Source organism: Actinopolymorpha alba DSM 45243 (assembly GCF_000373925.1).
Taxonomy (GTDB): Bacteria; Actinomycetota; Actinomycetes; order Propionibacteriales; family Actinopolymorphaceae; genus Actinopolymorpha; species Actinopolymorpha alba.
In genome coordinates this window covers 122,760-138,688 of the sequence record NZ_KB892812.1, presented here as the reverse complement: position 1 = coordinate 138,688, position 15,929 = coordinate 122,760, and the positions used below count along the sequence as shown (strand labels likewise).

General features: G+C 69.1%; 10 protein-coding genes. 1 reads left to right on the top strand and 9 read right to left on the bottom strand.

Features of this window, described 5'->3' with window-relative positions:
• The first annotated feature begins 114 nt into the window (after positions 1 to 114).
• Entirely contained in the window at positions 115 to 822 is a 708-nt protein-coding gene (locus tag B141_RS0135445; RefSeq protein WP_157181537.1) for a hypothetical protein, read from the top strand.
• Here the strand turns inward: B141_RS0135445 and B141_RS0135440 are convergent.
• From B141_RS0135440 to tgmA, 9 genes are all read right to left on the bottom strand, one after another.
• The gene (locus tag B141_RS0135440) at positions 813 to 2,609 is read right to left on the bottom strand and encodes an ABC transporter ATP-binding protein (RefSeq protein ID WP_051114279.1); all 1,797 of its coding nucleotides are present in this window, start codon (positions 2,607 to 2,609) and stop codon (positions 813 to 815) included. The two genes, B141_RS0135445 and B141_RS0135440, sit on opposite strands and share 10 nt — an antisense overlap.
• A gap of 13 nt (positions 2,610 to 2,622) precedes the next feature.
• A complete protein-coding gene (locus B141_RS44545) occupies positions 2,623 to 4,395 on the bottom strand; it encodes an ABC transporter ATP-binding protein (RefSeq protein ID WP_020579919.1) in 1,773 nt (590 codons plus the stop codon).
• 317 nt (positions 4,396 to 4,712) lie between these two features.
• Entirely contained in the window at positions 4,713 to 5,987 is a 1,275-nt protein-coding gene (locus B141_RS0135430) for a TIGR02679 family protein (protein WP_202806036.1), read from the bottom strand.
• Positions 5,950 to 10,062, bottom strand: coding sequence for a TIGR02680 family protein (locus tag B141_RS0135425; protein ID WP_202806035.1), 4,113 nt, complete (start codon positions 10,060 to 10,062; stop codon positions 5,950 to 5,952). The genes B141_RS0135430 and B141_RS0135425 overlap by 38 nt, the downstream gene beginning before the upstream one ends.
• Positions 10,049 to 11,431: a TIGR02678 family protein gene (locus tag B141_RS0135420; RefSeq protein ID WP_020579916.1), complete on the bottom strand. Its 1,383-nt coding sequence runs from the start codon at positions 11,429 to 11,431 to the stop codon at positions 10,049 to 10,051. The genes B141_RS0135425 and B141_RS0135420 overlap by 14 nt, the downstream gene beginning before the upstream one ends.
• Complete coding sequence (locus tag B141_RS0135415) at positions 11,428 to 13,014, bottom strand: TIGR02677 family protein (protein WP_020579915.1); 1,587 nt, start codon at positions 13,012 to 13,014, stop codon at positions 11,428 to 11,430. Before B141_RS0135415 ends, B141_RS0135420 begins: the two co-directional genes overlap by 4 nt.
• 467 nt (positions 13,015 to 13,481) lie before the next feature.
• Positions 13,482 to 14,693, bottom strand: a complete 1,212-nt coding sequence (tgmC, locus tag B141_RS0135405; RefSeq protein WP_020579913.1) for an ATP-grasp peptide maturase system methyltransferase — start codon at positions 14,691 to 14,693, stop codon at positions 13,482 to 13,484.
• The gene (gene tgmB / locus B141_RS0135400; protein ID WP_020579912.1) at positions 14,690 to 15,643 is read right to left on the bottom strand and encodes an ATP-grasp ribosomal peptide maturase; all 954 of its coding nucleotides are present in this window, start codon (positions 15,641 to 15,643) and stop codon (positions 14,690 to 14,692) included. Before tgmB ends, tgmC begins: the two co-directional genes overlap by 4 nt.
• Before the next feature lie 11 nt (positions 15,644 to 15,654).
• Positions 15,655 to 15,909, bottom strand: coding sequence for a putative ATP-grasp-modified RiPP (gene tgmA / locus B141_RS48335; RefSeq protein WP_084678725.1), 255 nt, complete (start codon positions 15,907 to 15,909; stop codon positions 15,655 to 15,657).
• Positions 15,910 to 15,929: the final 20 nt, after the last annotated feature.

The following is a 15,929-nucleotide window of genomic DNA, read 5'->3' as shown; positions in this document are numbered from 1 at the left end:
TAACTGCCGAACGACGGTGCCGTCCCCGCGGCGCCACCCACCACCCGCCACCGCCACCGCGAGGAGCCGCGCCGTCACCTACTCACCGGCGGTCGCTGGATTACTGTGAACGTCGTGGACTACACGATTCTGCAGGTCGCCGCGGACACCGACAGCGTGCTCGACGCCCTGACCACGCTCGCGCCGGGCTGGTCCGACCGGACCGGCATGGAGCATGCGCAGGGCTGGACCACCGTGCCGGTGGATCGGCAGGCCGCCGAGCGGTTCGCGCCCCTGCTCGTGCAGCTACTCGGGCGTGGCGTGCTGGTCTGGACCGTCGACTCCGAGCAGTTCCGCGCAGCGCTGTACCGTACGACGGGTGACGTGCTCGAGTCGGCCGATCGCCGTGATCAGGTCGACGAGCTCACGAAGGCATTCAACGAAAGCCACCTCCTCGTCTCCAGCGAGGACGGCAAGGACACGACGGCGCTCGCCGCCGCTGCCACCGACACGAGGCGTCCCCCACAGGACCGGCACCGGGCCTTCGCCGACCTCCTTGGCGTGCCGTACGTCGCGCCTGACCAACCGCCTGGCCGCAACCCCACCACGCCGTCGCTGACCAACGCGAGCCTCTCGCTGGGCTCGGAGGAATTCCGGCGCCGCCAGCGGATCAAAACGGCGCGGAGTTGGCTCCACCTCTTCTCGGGTTTGGGTGCCGTCGCGATCATCGGCATGGTGATCCGGGGTCCGTGGATCGGTATCCCCGTCGCGCTCGCCATCATTCTGGTGCTACAGCTGGTCCGATTCGTACTCGGCCGATCCCTCCCGTCGGATCAACGGTAAGAACGCGCCTGGAGTTCGAAGAGCTGGGCGTACGTCCCTTGCCGGGCGAGGAGTTCGGTGTGGCTACCGGTTTCGACGATCCGTCCACTGTCGAGGACGATGATGAGATCGGCCATGCGGACGGTCGAAAATCGGTGGGAGACGAGAAGGGTGATCGCGCCGGTTGAGGTGCGGAGTTCGCGGGCCTTGGCGGTCCAGCGTTCGAAGAGCTGGTGTTCGGTGTCGGCGTCCAGTGCCGCGGTGGGTTCGTCGAGGAGAAGCAGCAACGGCCGGGTACGCATCATCGCCCGCGCGAGCGCGAGTTTCTGCCACTGACCTCCGGACAGGTCGACACCACCTGGCCAGCTCGGTCCGAGCTGGGTGTCGAGCCCGGCCGGAAGTGCGTTGAGCACGTCGGTGGCGACGGCCCGGCTCAACGCCGATCGTACGGTCTCGTCCACGCCGGCACCGTTGTCGAGGGTCGCGAGGTCACCGAGGCCAACGGTTTCGCGGACCGCGAACTCGAATCTCGCATGGTCCTGGAATCCCGCCGAGACCCGCTGTCGCCAGCGCTCCGGATCGAGCTGGGCAAGGTCAACACCATCGACAACGATGCGCCCGCCACTCGGGACATAGAGACCGGCCAGCAACTTGACCAAGGTGGTCTTACCCGCTCCGTTGTCGCCGACCACGGCGACGGTGCTTCCCGCCGGCAAGGACAGGTTGACATCGACCAGCGCCTCGCCGGCGCCGAGCGGATAGCGGTAAGAGACGTTCTCGAAACGGATTCCGTCAACGAGCTGATGGGGAACAACGGCAGCCTGGTTTACCCGCCGCCGTACCTCAGTCGCGACGTCCTGCAGATGGATGTATCTGCTCGCGGTGACGAGGTTCTGCCAGCTGTACTGCAACAGCTCAGCAGAGCCCGTGACCAGGCCGAGGACCTGACCGGCCAGCACCGCGGTCAATGCAGCTTCACCGAGCGATGCCCGGCCATCGGCGGCCAGGTCGACGACGAACCACAGCGCGCCCGCGTAACCGACGAGGAACCCCAGCTGAGCGGCAAGCCCGATGTACGCGGCGCGAAGCTGGATCCTGTGGTGGATAGTGCGAATCTCCCGGTGACTGGCGTGGAAACGGGCCAGGAGTTCCTCGCCGAGGCGGAACAGTCGTACCTCCTTGGCTCCTCCTGTGGTCGCGGTGAGTTCGACCAGGTGGTTGGCGCGCCGGGCCGGTTCGGCGGCACGTTCGTTCCCCACCCGAAACAACCCACCGGTCTTCGGACTGACCACCAACGCCGGCAGCCCGAAGACTGGCAGAAGAAGCAGCAGTGGATGGATGCTCGCCAGCAGCAGAGTGGTAGCGATGATTCGAATGCCGAGTGCGAACGTTTCGATCAATGACGGAATGACCTGGCTGAAGACATAACTCTCCCGCCGCAACGCGTCGAGTTGTGCGAGATGGCCCGGTGTTTCGTGGATTTCCAGGGTCGGTGTGCGGGCGACTAACGTGAGCGTACGACGGTGCACCAGGTGAGTGGTGCGGTCCCGTAGCACCGCCTGGATCCGGTTTCCGGCGTACGACAACATCGCGCTGCCGGCGACGGAGACGACGATCCCGCCAGTGCCTGTGGCGACGGCGTAGGCGTCGCCCGCGTGGACGCCGTCGACGATCAGCTTCAGCCACCACGCGAACAACGACTGGGCAAGTGCCTGTACGCCGAATACCGCGAACGCAAGGATCGACCGCCAGGGATCGGCGTTCCAGGCGAACCCGAGGACGAGGAGGAGCGCGCGAATGCGGCTCACAGGCGGGATGTGCTCAGGCATCATCGCCTCCCACAGCCTTGGGCGGCGCCGACTCCGCCAGGTCGGCGTACCGCATCGCCTGACGTGCGAACAGCCGCGCATAGGTGCCACCGGCAGCGGTCAGCTCAGCGTGGGTACCGCTTTCGGTGATCCGGCCGCCGTCGAGGACCACGATCCGGTCCGCTCGGCGTACGGTCGAAAACCGATGGCTGATCACGATCGTCGTGAGACCGCGAGTGAGTTCGAGGAAGCGGTCGTAGATGTCGGCCTCGGCCCGCACATCGAGGTGCGCGGTCGGCTCGTCGAGGATCAGCACCCGCGCGCCGGCTTGTACGGCGGCGCTCGCCCGGGCCAACGCGATCTTCTGCCACTGGCCGCCGGACAGATCGACACCACCTGAGAACCGACGGGACAGCGTCGTGTCCAGACCCTGCGGAAGGCCGGCCACGACGGTATCGGCGCCCGCCCAGCGCGCGGCTTCGACGAGCCCTGTGTCGACGTCATTCGCGCGCAGGTCCTCGACCGCACCGAAGCCGAGGTTGTCCCGGGCGGGAAGCTCGTAGCGTACGAAGTCCTGGAAGATCGCCGCGACGAGTCGGCGCCAGGATGTCGGGTCCAGGTCCGTGAGGTCAACGCCGTCGATGGTGATCCGCCCGCGTTGTGGTGTCGCCAGGCCGGTGAGCAGCTTGATCAGGGTGGTTTTGCCGGCGCCGTTCAGTCCGACGACACCCAACGACTGGCCCGCCTCGATCGACAGGTCGAGTCCGTCGAGCACCGGTCGGTCGCGGCCCGGATAGGTGAAGCACACCCCGTCGAACCTGATCTCTTGGGTGGGTCGTCGCGCCGCCCGCTGGCCGCCGGGCGTAGCTCGCGGCACGAGGCTGGCCACGGCCTGCTCGAGTTCGAGCAAGGTCGGGATGCGGCTCGCGCCGTACTCGATCAGGTTGTCGCCCGACTGATCGGCCAGGAACGCCATACCGAGCAGGCCCTGCACCAGGACGATTAGTTCACCATCGTTAAGCGTTCCGTCCAGTGTTGCGCGGGCCGCCAACCCGAGGACTACCGCGTTGGCAACGATCGCCGCGACGAGCAGGACGACGATGGCCCGTTGGTCGAAGCGACGAGCCTTTCGCAGCTCCGCCATTACTACGGCCCACTCCCGGCCGAACCGATCAGCCAGCCAGTCGCCGAGTCCGAAGATGCGAACCTCTTTAGCCCACTCCGGTCGTACGCCAATCTGGTTGAGGTAGTCCGCCCGCCGCACGGCGCCGCCCCAGGTCGACAGGTCGGCACGACGCATGTCCGCCTGCATCCGTTGGCCGATCAGCAGCCACAGCACGGCGAGGACACCCGCGGCTACCGGCCACACCGTCGCGACGAGGGCGGCGGCCGCCAACCCCTTCGCCTGCTGGCCCCACTTCGTACTCAGGCCATCAACCAGATCACCTGGCTCGAGCCCGGCGATGCGTACGGCGCGATCCGCCTTACCCGCAAGGGCGGGATCCTCGAACAACGCCAACTGTGGTGACGCCAGGGTCGCTCGAAGCACCCGTGCGACAAGGTATTCCTCGTATCGGCGATAGAGATCCCAGCGGACGACCTGATAGCTGGCGCGTACCAACTCCTGGGCGACCAGCACGAGGATTACTGCAATCAGTACGCCGACAACAGCCTGGTCCGCTCCCGGGTCACCGCGAACGAGAGCCGGTAACGCGTCAACCAACGACGCCACCAGGAAGGCGAACACCATCGGGAGCGCACCATTGGCGAGGGCGATGCCGGCCATCAACCCGAATCGGCCAGGGAACGCCCGTGTCAGCAGAACAATCGCGGTCCACCGGATATGTCTCCGGCTCCGCTCGTCTCGACTTCTACCCTTCCCGCACTGCAGGAGCCTGGCAGACCTCCCCGCGTACGTCAATCAGGTCAGGGAATTTCGCACGCGCCCGATTCACCTTGCATGGTGGGGAATTGAAGCGCGAGGTCAACGCTGTCTCACGTTGCGTACACCCCGACCATCCAGATCCTGAGACGGCAGGCCAATCAGCCTGGCGGCGCGAGGATCGGGAAGGATTTCAGTCAGATAGCGACGAAAACTCTTCCTCATCCTGGCCCGGTGCGGATCAATTGCGCAGCGAGCTCGTCGAGGAGTTCCGTTGCGACGCGTTCCTCCGGCACGGCGACCCCCAAGGATCGAACGTGCGGCCCGAGTTCGGCATCCCACGGCACATCGGTGACTCGCCCCGGGCTTCTGCCTCCGGGCGTTGCGGCGGCGAGGTAGTCGCGGCTGGTCATGCGCCACGGCACCGCGCCGACCTTGCTACAGACGTACGCCGCGATTCGGAGGCCGTCACCGTCGAAGTCGCCGTGGTAGCGAATCTCGGCCCCGGCCTCGCGAAGGCGACGGAGGAGCAGGATGGTCGCGCTGTTGGGCCAGCCGGACGTGCAGACCATCGGCGGGCAGGCGGTCGTGAAGCGCGCCACCGCCATCGCCAGCACCGAAGGATTTTCGACCACCCACACTGTCGAGGCACAGGCGTCAAGAGCGCCGGCCACGCGTACCTGGTCCAGCGTGACAACCCCGGCCTGCCCGGCATCAGCCCAGATCCGCAGGACCTTCGCCAACGCGCTGTCGCCGCCAGGACGCAGACCAGCAACCAGGACCGTCGTCGACAAGGTGTCACAGGCGACGCCGGCCCGCTCCCAGAGCTGGCGGCGATGCTCAGCGTTCGCGGGTTCGGGTTCGTCGTACAACGTCGCCAGAGCGTGGAGGACCAGCGTCGACAGCCGGCGCCCGTCGTCCAGGCCATGCTCGTCGCCGCAGGTGGATTCCGCGAACGCCGGCAACGGTAGGCCGTCGGCCGGCAGAGCGCCGAGGACGGCGAGCGCGCGTTCGAGCAGCCGCCTGGTCTGCGGCACCGAGCCCTCCACGACGCCGGCCCGACGGACCCGCGCCACCCAGTCGCGCAGTGCCGGCTCTGACCGGACGACCGGGTGATTGTCCAACCAGTTCCACAGTGCGTCGCGCGCCTCGCGGTCGGCCAGCCGAGCCGCGGCGCGGTCGACCAGTGGACCGGTGAGAATCTCAACGACAGAACGAGATTCGAGAGCCGTCATGTCGACGAGCACCCGGTCGAGTTGCTCGAGCGACACCCGCGCGAACTCACCCGGCAGGCGCAGCAGCCCGAGCAGGTCCGCCAGCGCGGTCTGCTGGTCGACGTCCAGCGGGCCGACCCGGACGCGCGTGACCGGCTGCCCGGACTCGAAGCGTTCCCGCAGCGCCGACCACAACGGCGCGAGTTCGGGACGGTCCAGCGACGCCCGCGCCGCGACGGTCAGGTCAGCTGGCATCGCCGTCCACCGGGAAGAGCCCGTCATCGTCAGGATCGTCGCTCGCCGCCCTGAGTCGCCGGCCATCCCAAGTGAACCGCGCGGTCGTCACGGCATTGTCGTCAGAGTCGGTGATCAGCTGGTGGATGGCGATGCCATCGAGTTCGGCGTACGTACACCACTCGTGGTCGGAGGTGAGCATGAGATCCAGATCGAACGCCGACAACAGCTGCAGCAACTGCCCGCGGTTCACCGAGTCGACGCCGACAAAGACCTCGTCCAGCAGGATGAGCCGGGGCGCGATCGGCGTGGAGCGGTAGTGGGCGGACGCCGCGGCGAACAACGGCAGGTGCAGGACGATCGCCTTCTCCCCACCCGACAACGCGCCGTGCAGCCGCTTCGTCACCCGGCGCCAGCCCTCCCCGTCGTCGCGGTCGAGGTCGACGGTGAACTGATGCCACCTGGTGTAGTCGAGCACCTCGAGCAGCTGCTCGTCCCAGTTCGCTGAGGTATCGAGGGCGCGGGCTTCGTCGATCCGCGCCCGGAAGAACGTGTGCAGGGCGTCCCGCTCCGCCGTGCCCAGCCGGGCCGGGTCGCGTAGGAGGAGATCCCGGGCCTCCCGCGTACCCGTCGGAAGTTGCGGGTCCACCCGCCAGTCCAGCCGGACGCGGACCTTTGACGCCGTACGAACCTGCGCGAGGTGGTGGTTCATCGTGTCCACCAGGTCGTGCGCCTGCCGGATACGCGCGGCCAGCTGGCGGCGGGTGTCACCGGTGAGCGTCCGATCGAAGAGGTCCCGCTCGGCATCGGTGAGATGGGTCCGCGCCTGGTCGCGCTCGGTCCGCAGCACCTGCGCGAGCTGGGAGACGCCGGTCCGGAGTCCGTCGACGTTCGCCGTCAGCACGCGGTCGCCGTCGTCGATCTCGAACGACAGGTCGGCCCGCCCGGCGAGGATCTCCTCGGCGGCATGCATCTGGTCAGAGACGCGACCCTCCGCGCGGCGCAGGTCAGCCGGCTCGTACGGCACTGATCCCCACGCGTCAGCGACCCGCCGGGCGGTGTCAAGAACGGCTCTCGTCGTCTCCTGGGCGGCCGGGTCGACGTCCATCCGGGCATCTGCCGGCAGGTGTCCCGCACACAGATGGCGGAATCGCGCTGCGGCGGTGTCGCGTTCGACCACCGCCTCGTCGCGACCCGCCTCGGCGGTGCGGCGGTCGCTGTCCAACCGGCCGAGCCGGACCCCCAGCGTTTGTGCCTGGCTGCCGAGTTCCTTGCGTTCCGGCTCGATGGCGGCGAGCCGGGCCCGCAGCTGACCGATCTGCTCGACCAGCTCGCGGTACTCCGCGCCGACCGAACTCTCCACCGCGGCCAGGCGTTCGGCGAGCTCGCCCGCCTCGGCCTCACGGTCGGCAGCGGCAGCCACGGCGGCGCGAGCCGAGGAGTGCGCCTCCGCCGCGAGGCCGACGAGGGTGCTCGCGTGTTCCCGAGCGGTCGTCTCCTCCTGGCGGGCGGCGAGCCAGTCCTCGCCCTGCGAGCGGAAGGCGTCGAGCGCCTCCACCACCTGGTCGAGTGCGTCGTCCCGGGTCGGCAACCCGTGCTGCGCGGCGGTCGTCGTCAGTGCCTTGACGGCGGTCGCGACGCGTTCCTCCCACTCCGTGACCGACTCCCGGTGCCGACTCACGGCGTCGCGGCGTGGGCCCAACTCCGCTTCGGTGGTACGCAGAGCCTCGATCGCGGCAGCCAGCGGGCCATGGTCAGGGCGCCGGCGTACCTCGTCGGCGAGCCGGTCCCGCCGTGCGGCAAGCTGCCGCAGCGCCTCGTCCACCGCGGCGAGCTGGTCGTCGATCGCGGCGATCTCGGCGTCCAGCTCGGCGATCCGGCGCTGGCGGGCACGCTCGCGTGCGGTGGCCCCGATGTAGCTGGGTTCGGGCTTGTGCCAGCGGCCGTACGCGGCGGCCAGTCGCCAGCTACCATCGCCGCCCACCGCGACCACGTGGTCGGGGGCGCTGCCGGCGTAGGCCACCGCGTTCAGAAGCCGGGCCACCCGCTCAGCGGGGACCGGCGCGTCAGACTCGCCCACCAGCACGTCAGCCAGGGTCGGGCCGTCGACCGTGGTGCCGAACGCCGGCTCGGCGAAAGCGTCGTTGCCCGGCGCGTCAAGCCGCCCGTCAGGGAACACCCACGCGTCCAACAGCCCAGACGCCTCCAGCGCCGCCTCGACGCCCGCCTGCGTCGACGGATCGACGTCGGGCTTGAACGACACCAGACGCCACAACGGCGCACCCGGCAACGTCGAACGATCGAGGCCACGGGTGTAGGGAGGCGGCGGCACGTCAGGCGCCCGCTCGAGCTTGGCCCGCTCCGCCGACTTGGCGTCGCGCTCCGCCGCCAACGCCTTCCGGCGGGACCGTTCGGCCTCTTCGGCGCGGGTGATCGCGGTGGTCACCTGCTCTGTCGCGGCGTTGACGATCGTGAGAACGGCGGTCTCGCTCGCCGCCGCGGCGGTGAGGGCGTCGACGTCGAGCGGGAGTTCCGGGCAGCCGTCCGCCCAGGCCGCGAGGTCGTCGGTGAGCGTGGCGAGGGCCGCATCGTGGCGCTGGCGGGCCTGGTCGGCCCGGGCCTCCACCGTGGCGAGGGCGTTCCGCGCGTCCTCGAGGAGGCGTTCGGCTTCCTTGCGCCGCTCGATCGCGCGCTCGTGCTCCCGGAGGTTCTTACGGACCTGACCGACCTGCGTCCGCCGGCTCTCCACCGCCCCGCGGAGCAGGTGTTTGGCCGTGCTCACGTCGGGCACCGCGGCGAGTTCGTCGAAGACCGCGAGCATGCCGGGTCGACGGGCCGCGTGCTCCGCATCCAGCCGGCACCGGTCGGCATGCTGACCGGCCTGCTCGGCTTTCAGCCCCGCGGCCTGAGCCCGCTCCTCGGCGTCGCGAGCGCTCTCGGCGAGTTGGTCGGCACGCGCCCGCTCACCTTCCGCGCGCCGGACCGCCTCGCGTCGCTGGTCGCGGAGTTGGTCGAGTTCCCTACCCTCGCGGTAGGCGTCGAGGTTGGTGAGTGTCTCGATCCTGGCCCGCGCCTGGCGTGACTCGGCGTCAAGGTCGTCTTGACGGGTCGCGAGCGTCTCGATTTCGGCGTTCGTTCGTTCGTACGCCTCCTGGCTCTCCCGCGCCTTGCGGGTCAGGCCGTCCATGGTGGAGGTCGCGGAGATGAGCCGGGCCGCGGCGGCGCGCAGGACCCGACGGGCGTAGGTGAGCTGAGCTTTGGCCAGCGCGTCGGCGGCCTCGACCTCGGTGTCGAGGCGTTCGAGATCTTTCTGCTGCCGGTCGAGGCGTTCGAACCCTTCCGCGATCTCGGCGATGTCTCCGTGGTCCAGCGGCGGCAGCGCGCGGGACAGCAAGGTGGACAGCACACCCGGATCGAGGTGCTCGGACAGCTTGGGGGTACGGAGTTGGAGGAGCGCCATGACGAGCGCGTCGTACTTCTGCTCCGTGAAGCCCGGGAAGAGGGTCTGCCGGACGGTCCGGCGGTAGTCACCACCGGAGTCGTGGAGCTGGCCGGCGTCGCCGAGCGCGGTCCCGAGGTCCTGCCTCGTCAGTGGTCGGCCCGCGTCGTTGACCAGGGCCAGCCCGCCGGGCACGCCGATCCGCTGGGTGCTGGTGAAGTAGGTGGAACCCACCGACCGAGTGTTGGTGCTCGCCTGGAGCCGCGCTCCGCAGGTGAACCACTCCTCCCGCTCGCCCTCCAGCCGGCCGAACTCGAGCCAGACGTACCCCACGCGGTTGGTGCCGTCGTAGCCGTCGCCCATGAGGTTCCAGTGCATGGTGCGTTCGGTGCCGCCGAACGTCGACAGCCGGCGGGGCTGCAGGTTGGCGTCGTACAGGTAGGGCAGCAGGAGTTCGAGCGCCTTCGACTTGCCGGTGCCGTTGGGGCCGCGCAGCAGCATCCGGCCGCCGTGGAAGTGGAACGTCTCGTCGTAGTAGCGCCAGACGTTGATGATCCCGGCGCGGACGGGCCGCCAGCGCTCGGAGTCGTCGGCGGGGGTCTCGGGGGCGCCCGCATTTGCCTCGTCCGCGACCGGAAGAGCGTGCGCGGCGGGCATCTCGGTCACCACATCATTGGGCGGCATCCTGGCTCCGGCTCCGTTGCTGCCCATGATCGGGCCCTCGCTCGTCGGGCGTGCTGTCTGGGCGTACGACTGTGTAGCGGGCCGCCGCCGGCAGTGCTCGGACGGCCCCTTCGTCGCGGCGAGCGAGACCGAAGCCGCACAACACGCGGACCCCGTCATCTGCCAACCGGGCCGCTCCACCCTCGGACTGGTACGCGCGGGCCCAGCTGGGCTCGGTGGCGAGGAGCGCTTCGGCTCTCTTCACGAGGTCGGCACGGTCGAGTGGAGCGCCCGCGGCGACGAGTTCGTCGAGCAGCAGTAAGGCGGCCACCTTGGCGTTGTTCCGATCGTCGGGGAACTTGTCGTCGGTCGCGAGGGCGTCGGCGTCGACGAGCAGGAACCCCTCCGCGCGTTCCTCGAGGATAAGGCCGGCCTGCTCAGCGGCCTGCCGGATCAGCCGCCGGCCGGTCAACGACTCGGCGTACGCTCGCTCTGCTTGGCTGAGGTCGGCGCGGTACGTCACCGGCTCCTCGAACAGCCGGCGCATCAGGGAGTGCCGCGCCCACAGGTTGCGGCGTACGTCGTCGGCGTCGCCCGCCGGGTCGGCGGCGTCTCCGTAGCGCGCCTCGACGAGCAGACGCTTCAGCCGCTCGTCCGGATCGACGACCCTCGCGTCCACCTCGCTCTCTGCCTCGCCTCCTGGCTTATCGGCCGCCGCTGCATCCTCCGACTCGCCTGCGCTCTCGTTCGTCGCCTCGCCCGCTTCGCCGGCCGTCTCCTCCTCCGCCACCCGAGAGGGGGGTACGGGTGCCGCGAGCAGCCGGAGCAGCCGGGTGTGGTCGACCCGGTAGAGAACCTTGGCATCCTCGTGTTCGAGGTACGCCTCGGTGACACCGTCGGCGGCGACGGCCGCGCCGAAGCGTTCGAGCAGCTTGAGAGCGTCAACGAACGCCGACCGCTCGTCGCGACGGGCGGTGTCGAGCGTCGGGACCTCGGCGTCGTTCGCGGTCGCCTGCACCACCCGGTCCGCAAGCAGGCCGATCGTCGTTACCGGACCGGACAGCAGCTCGGCCGCGAGGACGCAGAACAACGTGTAGCGTCGCCGGTCGAACGGCGCCCGCCCCGACCGCTGCCGCCGAGCTGGTCTCTCGGAGTTGGGGCGGTTACGGACCTTCACCAGCCGGGCGTACCCCAGCCGCGGCTCGACGACCAGCCGCCAACCGCAGTAGTAGTCGAACCATTTCTGGAGTGGCCCGCGCCGCCGGCGTACCACGTCGAAGCTTTCCCGATCATGGTCGGCGACGAGCAACGGAGTGGCGAGCAGGAGGCGGATGCCGCGGGAGATCTCCTCGGCCTCCTGGCGTACGAGCTGGTTGCCGAGGGCGGTCACCGCCGCGCCTCCCGTCGACTCTCCCGGCCCGCCTCACTTCGCGCCGCCTCGCGCCGCGCCTCCTGCCCCGTTTCCTCGGTCAGCTGGATCCGCAGGTGATAGTCGGGCCCACCGAACCGGCCGCGCGGGGTGCGCAGCGTCGCGGTCCGTCCGTCGGATGGCGCGACCAGGGTGATCTCGACGCGACCGTCGGCGCTGGTGCCGCGGCGTACGCCTGACGAGTCGGCGGCTCCGGCCAGCGCCCGGCCGACGAGGTCCAGCAGGTGCTCGAACGCTGAATGGTCGAGTCGGCCGAGGCTGGACAGGCGTACAACTCCGTTGGTGGCAAGGGCGTTCCAGGCCGCCTCGAGCTCGGCACGCTCCAGGCGGGCGGCGGTGCGGCGGCGTTCACGGAGGGCGCGGATGTCGCGAACCTTGGCGGTACGGCCGACCTGCTCGTTGCGGCCGCGGGTGCGCAGCAGGGGCGAGACCGGGACGGGTTCGACCTCGGACCACGGCGTCGAGGACGGCACGGCCTCCACGTCGTCGGGCGCGAGGTGGGCGTGCCGCGCGGACCCGAGCCCGAACGCGGCGTCCCACAGTTTGTGCGCGTCGTCCTCGGAGGGGACGCTGGCGAACCAGCGGGCGAGCGCGCGGAAGTCGGACACCGTGCTCGACGAACGCCGGCGGGACTCGCTGATCCGCTCGAGCACCCGCATCAGCGAGATAATCGCCCGGCGCGCGATGTCGCGCAGCTCTTCGATCCGTGGCGCGCCCTCGTCGTCCGGAAGGAACCACGCCCGCAGCCCATCCCACCGGTTCGCGCGGTGCGCCAGCCAGGCCGGACCCGGATCGTCGCCACCGAACGCCGGCAGGTCGGCGCCCCTTAGCGCCCGTCGGTGGAGTGCGGTCGCGCCATGGTCGTCGACGCGGCGGAGGGCTTCCTGGATAGCGTGCTTGCGTACGTCGAGGTGGGTGACAAACTCCTCGAGGTAGGCGATCGTCGCGCGCTTGACCTCGTGGAACATCGCGAGGTCGGTCGCGTCGTCCCGGATCAGACGTTGCAGCTCGGAGTTGAACTGCTTGGTGTTGGACCGCAGGGCGTCGAGGTGGCCCTCCAGCTCCGTCAGCGCGGTGAAGATGCGGCGGTCAGACGAGCGTTCGTCAAGCTGGTAGCCGTGCAACTCGTCGAGCCGGTCGGAGATCGCCTCCAGGACGGCCGTCTGCAGGGCGCCGGTGGACGCGAGTACGGTGAGGGCGCGCTGGACGCCTTCGAAGGCTGCCTCGCCGGCCTTGGTGAGGGAGTACTGCAGGTTCTTGCGTTCGTACTCCTCCGCGCTCGCGTAGTGGGCGGCGTGGTTCTGAACGACGTCGAGCAGGCCCCACTGCGTCAACGACCGGAGCGTGGAGGACAGCTCGGCGTCACTGAGGTGCGCATACCAGCCCATCGCCCGCAGGTGGCTCCGCACGTCGTCGAACGTGAGCGCGGTCTCGAGCCGCTCGTGCGCGTCGCCGAACGCCTGCAGGGTCGCGGTGTGCAGCTCCGCCAGGTCGGTCGTCGTGAAGGCGAAGATGTTGCGGGGAAGCCGTCTGTACGCTGACATTCCCTCCCCTTCGGCTGGCCGTTGGCGTCGTGGCGGCGCGGTGGCATCGAAGGACAACGCTAATGTCCGGCGCCGACAGATGCCGCAGCCCGGTCGGTGCGTCGCCGCAGCCAGCCGTAGAACGCGTGGTACTCGGCGGTGCGGCGAGCAAGATCCCGGGCCGGCGGGTCCTCGTCCATCCGCTCAGGTCCGTCCGACGATGAGCTTGTCTAGCGGCTCTGTCGTTACCAGCCCCATCGCTTCGACGAGAGCCGCGAGGCCGGGCCGCGGCTCCCCGCGGCAAAGTCGGCCTGCTCCATGGATCCGCGACGGCCGCCCTCCTCATCGCCCGGATCCTGGGCAGGGTCAGAAGCATCAGAGTCACCTGCAATAGGGCGCATCCTCACACGAAGCGCCACACTCCGTCGACAGTCGGTTCAGATGCGTGACCGTGCACATCGCAGGAGCGGCGACACCTGGGCGAGCCGTCAGGTCGGAGGCTGCCACGTGACCGACCCGTCCGCAGTCGCGAGGCTGACAGTCTGTCCGTCTGGAGTGACGTGAAGGCTGAACGCGTCAATGCCCGGCGAGCCCGCACGCCGCCACCCAGCAACAGCCTCCTCAACGGCGTCCCACAACCGAACCGGTCCACCCTGGCGAACTCTCGTCGTCCCGTCGGGCGCTTCATCGAGGACCGCGTAGGAACCGCTGCTCACATCGATGAAGTAGTCCGCCCCAGGGCTGTCGTCAGCGGCGACCGCCCTGGCGTACTGCGCGTTCGGTGCGGCCAGCTGAGCCACGAACCGACTGATCGGCTCGTCAAGGATGCGCGCGTTCACGACAGCAGCTCGGGCCTGAAGATCGAGATCAGTACTGAAGGTGGGAACGCCCGGCCGCTCGTGGCGGCGCGCCAGCATAAACGAGGTGGGCTCCACGAACGACCCACTCGCCGTGCCGTCATCACCGACCCGCAAGCGCACCATTCCGTACGCGTCGAGCCAGCCCGACAGCGTCGCCAGAATCAACGCGCCGGGCCGGGCCGCCGCCACCCAGGCATACGGCAGCGTACGTACCGAGCAGGTCGCGATCACCCGGTCATATCGCCGGCCGCCGGACTCCAGACTGCCCAAGCTGTCCAAGCTGTCCAAGGCGTCGCCCACGACGAGCCGGGGCTCGAACCCAGCGGTACGCAGCGCCGTACGCGCGCGGGCCGACACCTCAGCGTCGACCTCGATCGAGGTGACGTACTCCGAGCCGAGCCGGGCGCAGCCGAGGGCGGTGGAGTAGCCGGTCCCCGTCCCGATCTCGGCGACCCGCATGCCGTCCTCGACCTGCAGCCGCTCCCACATGCGTACGACCAGGCTCGGCATCGTCGCCGAAGAGGTCGGCGTCCCCTGGACGGGTTCGTCCACGTCGGTGGGGGCAACCTTGCCGTCGAGTTGGGTGACGAGCGAGTCATCGGAGTACGCCGCGTCCAGCCACGCAGCGGCTCCGCACCTTTCGGCCGTCACCGGCTCCCACAGATAGCTTCCGTCGTCGCGGTACCGGAAGAACGCCGGAACGAACAGGTGCCGAGGCACCGCTTCGACCGCCGCCCGCCAGGCGGGACTACGCAGGTCTCCGGACCTTGCCAGTCGGTCCGCCAGCGCCAGGCGCAGCTGGGCGCCCTGCGCCTCGACATCGGAAATGTTCGTCGTCATGTCAGGAGTCCCCGTTCCAGCAGGTCAGCGAATGCCGCTGCGACCGGCAGGTTAGTTTCAGCCTCCAGCCAGCCCCACTCGCCGGCCGGGTTGCACTCGTACCACCACCACGTTCCATCTCGACCAAGGCCGAAGTCGAAGCAGCCGTACGCCAGTCCGAACCGATCCAGGTAGCGGCGCAGTCGAGTTGGCAAGCCGGCCGGAGGGTCGATGACGGTGTAGCGCTCGATCAGGTCGTACCGCTCCCGCCAATCCACCAGTGACGAGGTGATCTGCACGCAGAACACCTGCTCACCCACCACCGTCACCCGAAGATCGGCAACCTTGTCCACCTTCGCCTGGAAGAGGTGCGCCGTGCCGGCCACCGTGTCGTCCAGGTCAGCGGGATCGACCTCGCGTACCCACACCGTGCGGAATTCGCCCTTCACCTGGTACGTCGGAGAGGCGAGCGGTTTGTAGACGATCGGCCCACACGCCTTCGCGAATGCCACCGCCTCCTCGGCCCGATTGGTGATCAAGGTCGCCGGCACCTCGAAACCGAGCGAAGCGGCAACCGCCAGCTGCGCCGGCTTGTACTCCGCAACACCAGCGCGGCGAGGGTGATTCACGTAAAGGCAGCCCGGTAGAGCGTCCAATACACCAGCAAATCCGTAGCGAACCTGCGCCAGCGCGAACCGCGCGTCCTGGTCGCTCAATTGTGGAAACGTCGGCAGAGATGGCCGCCGGTAATACAGGCTTCTTACGGCTGCCAGATCCACGCTTCGCGAGGGCGTACGCAACGCGCCGCGCACGCCCTCGCCGCCGCCAAGGTGGGCAGCTACGGAGACGGTTTCCGGGAAGTCCGCCAGGTCGAGCCTTGCCACGCGTACACCACGAGCATTCAGGTGCTCGATGACCGCATCGGCCGTGGTGTCCTCTCCCGTGATCACGAGCACCGCTCCGGTATCCACCGCAGGTCCTCTCAGTCCTTCTGCGCATCCGGATCGGGCGCGTCGGCGACCTGCTTCCCATCCTGGTTGGTCATCCGCGGCTTCTGCGTGTTGCGGATCGTCCCGTGCTTGCCGGCCTGAATAGCCTGACCTTCAGCGTCGTAGTACACCCCAAGCTGGGTGGCTGGATCTACCTCCATCCGCGCCGGCGCCACACATGCAGGCGAGGCGAATGATCCCATCCTGGTCAATCCCCACGGGCGTACGACGTTCATAGCAGCATCCATAACCGTTCCACCTCCTGTGT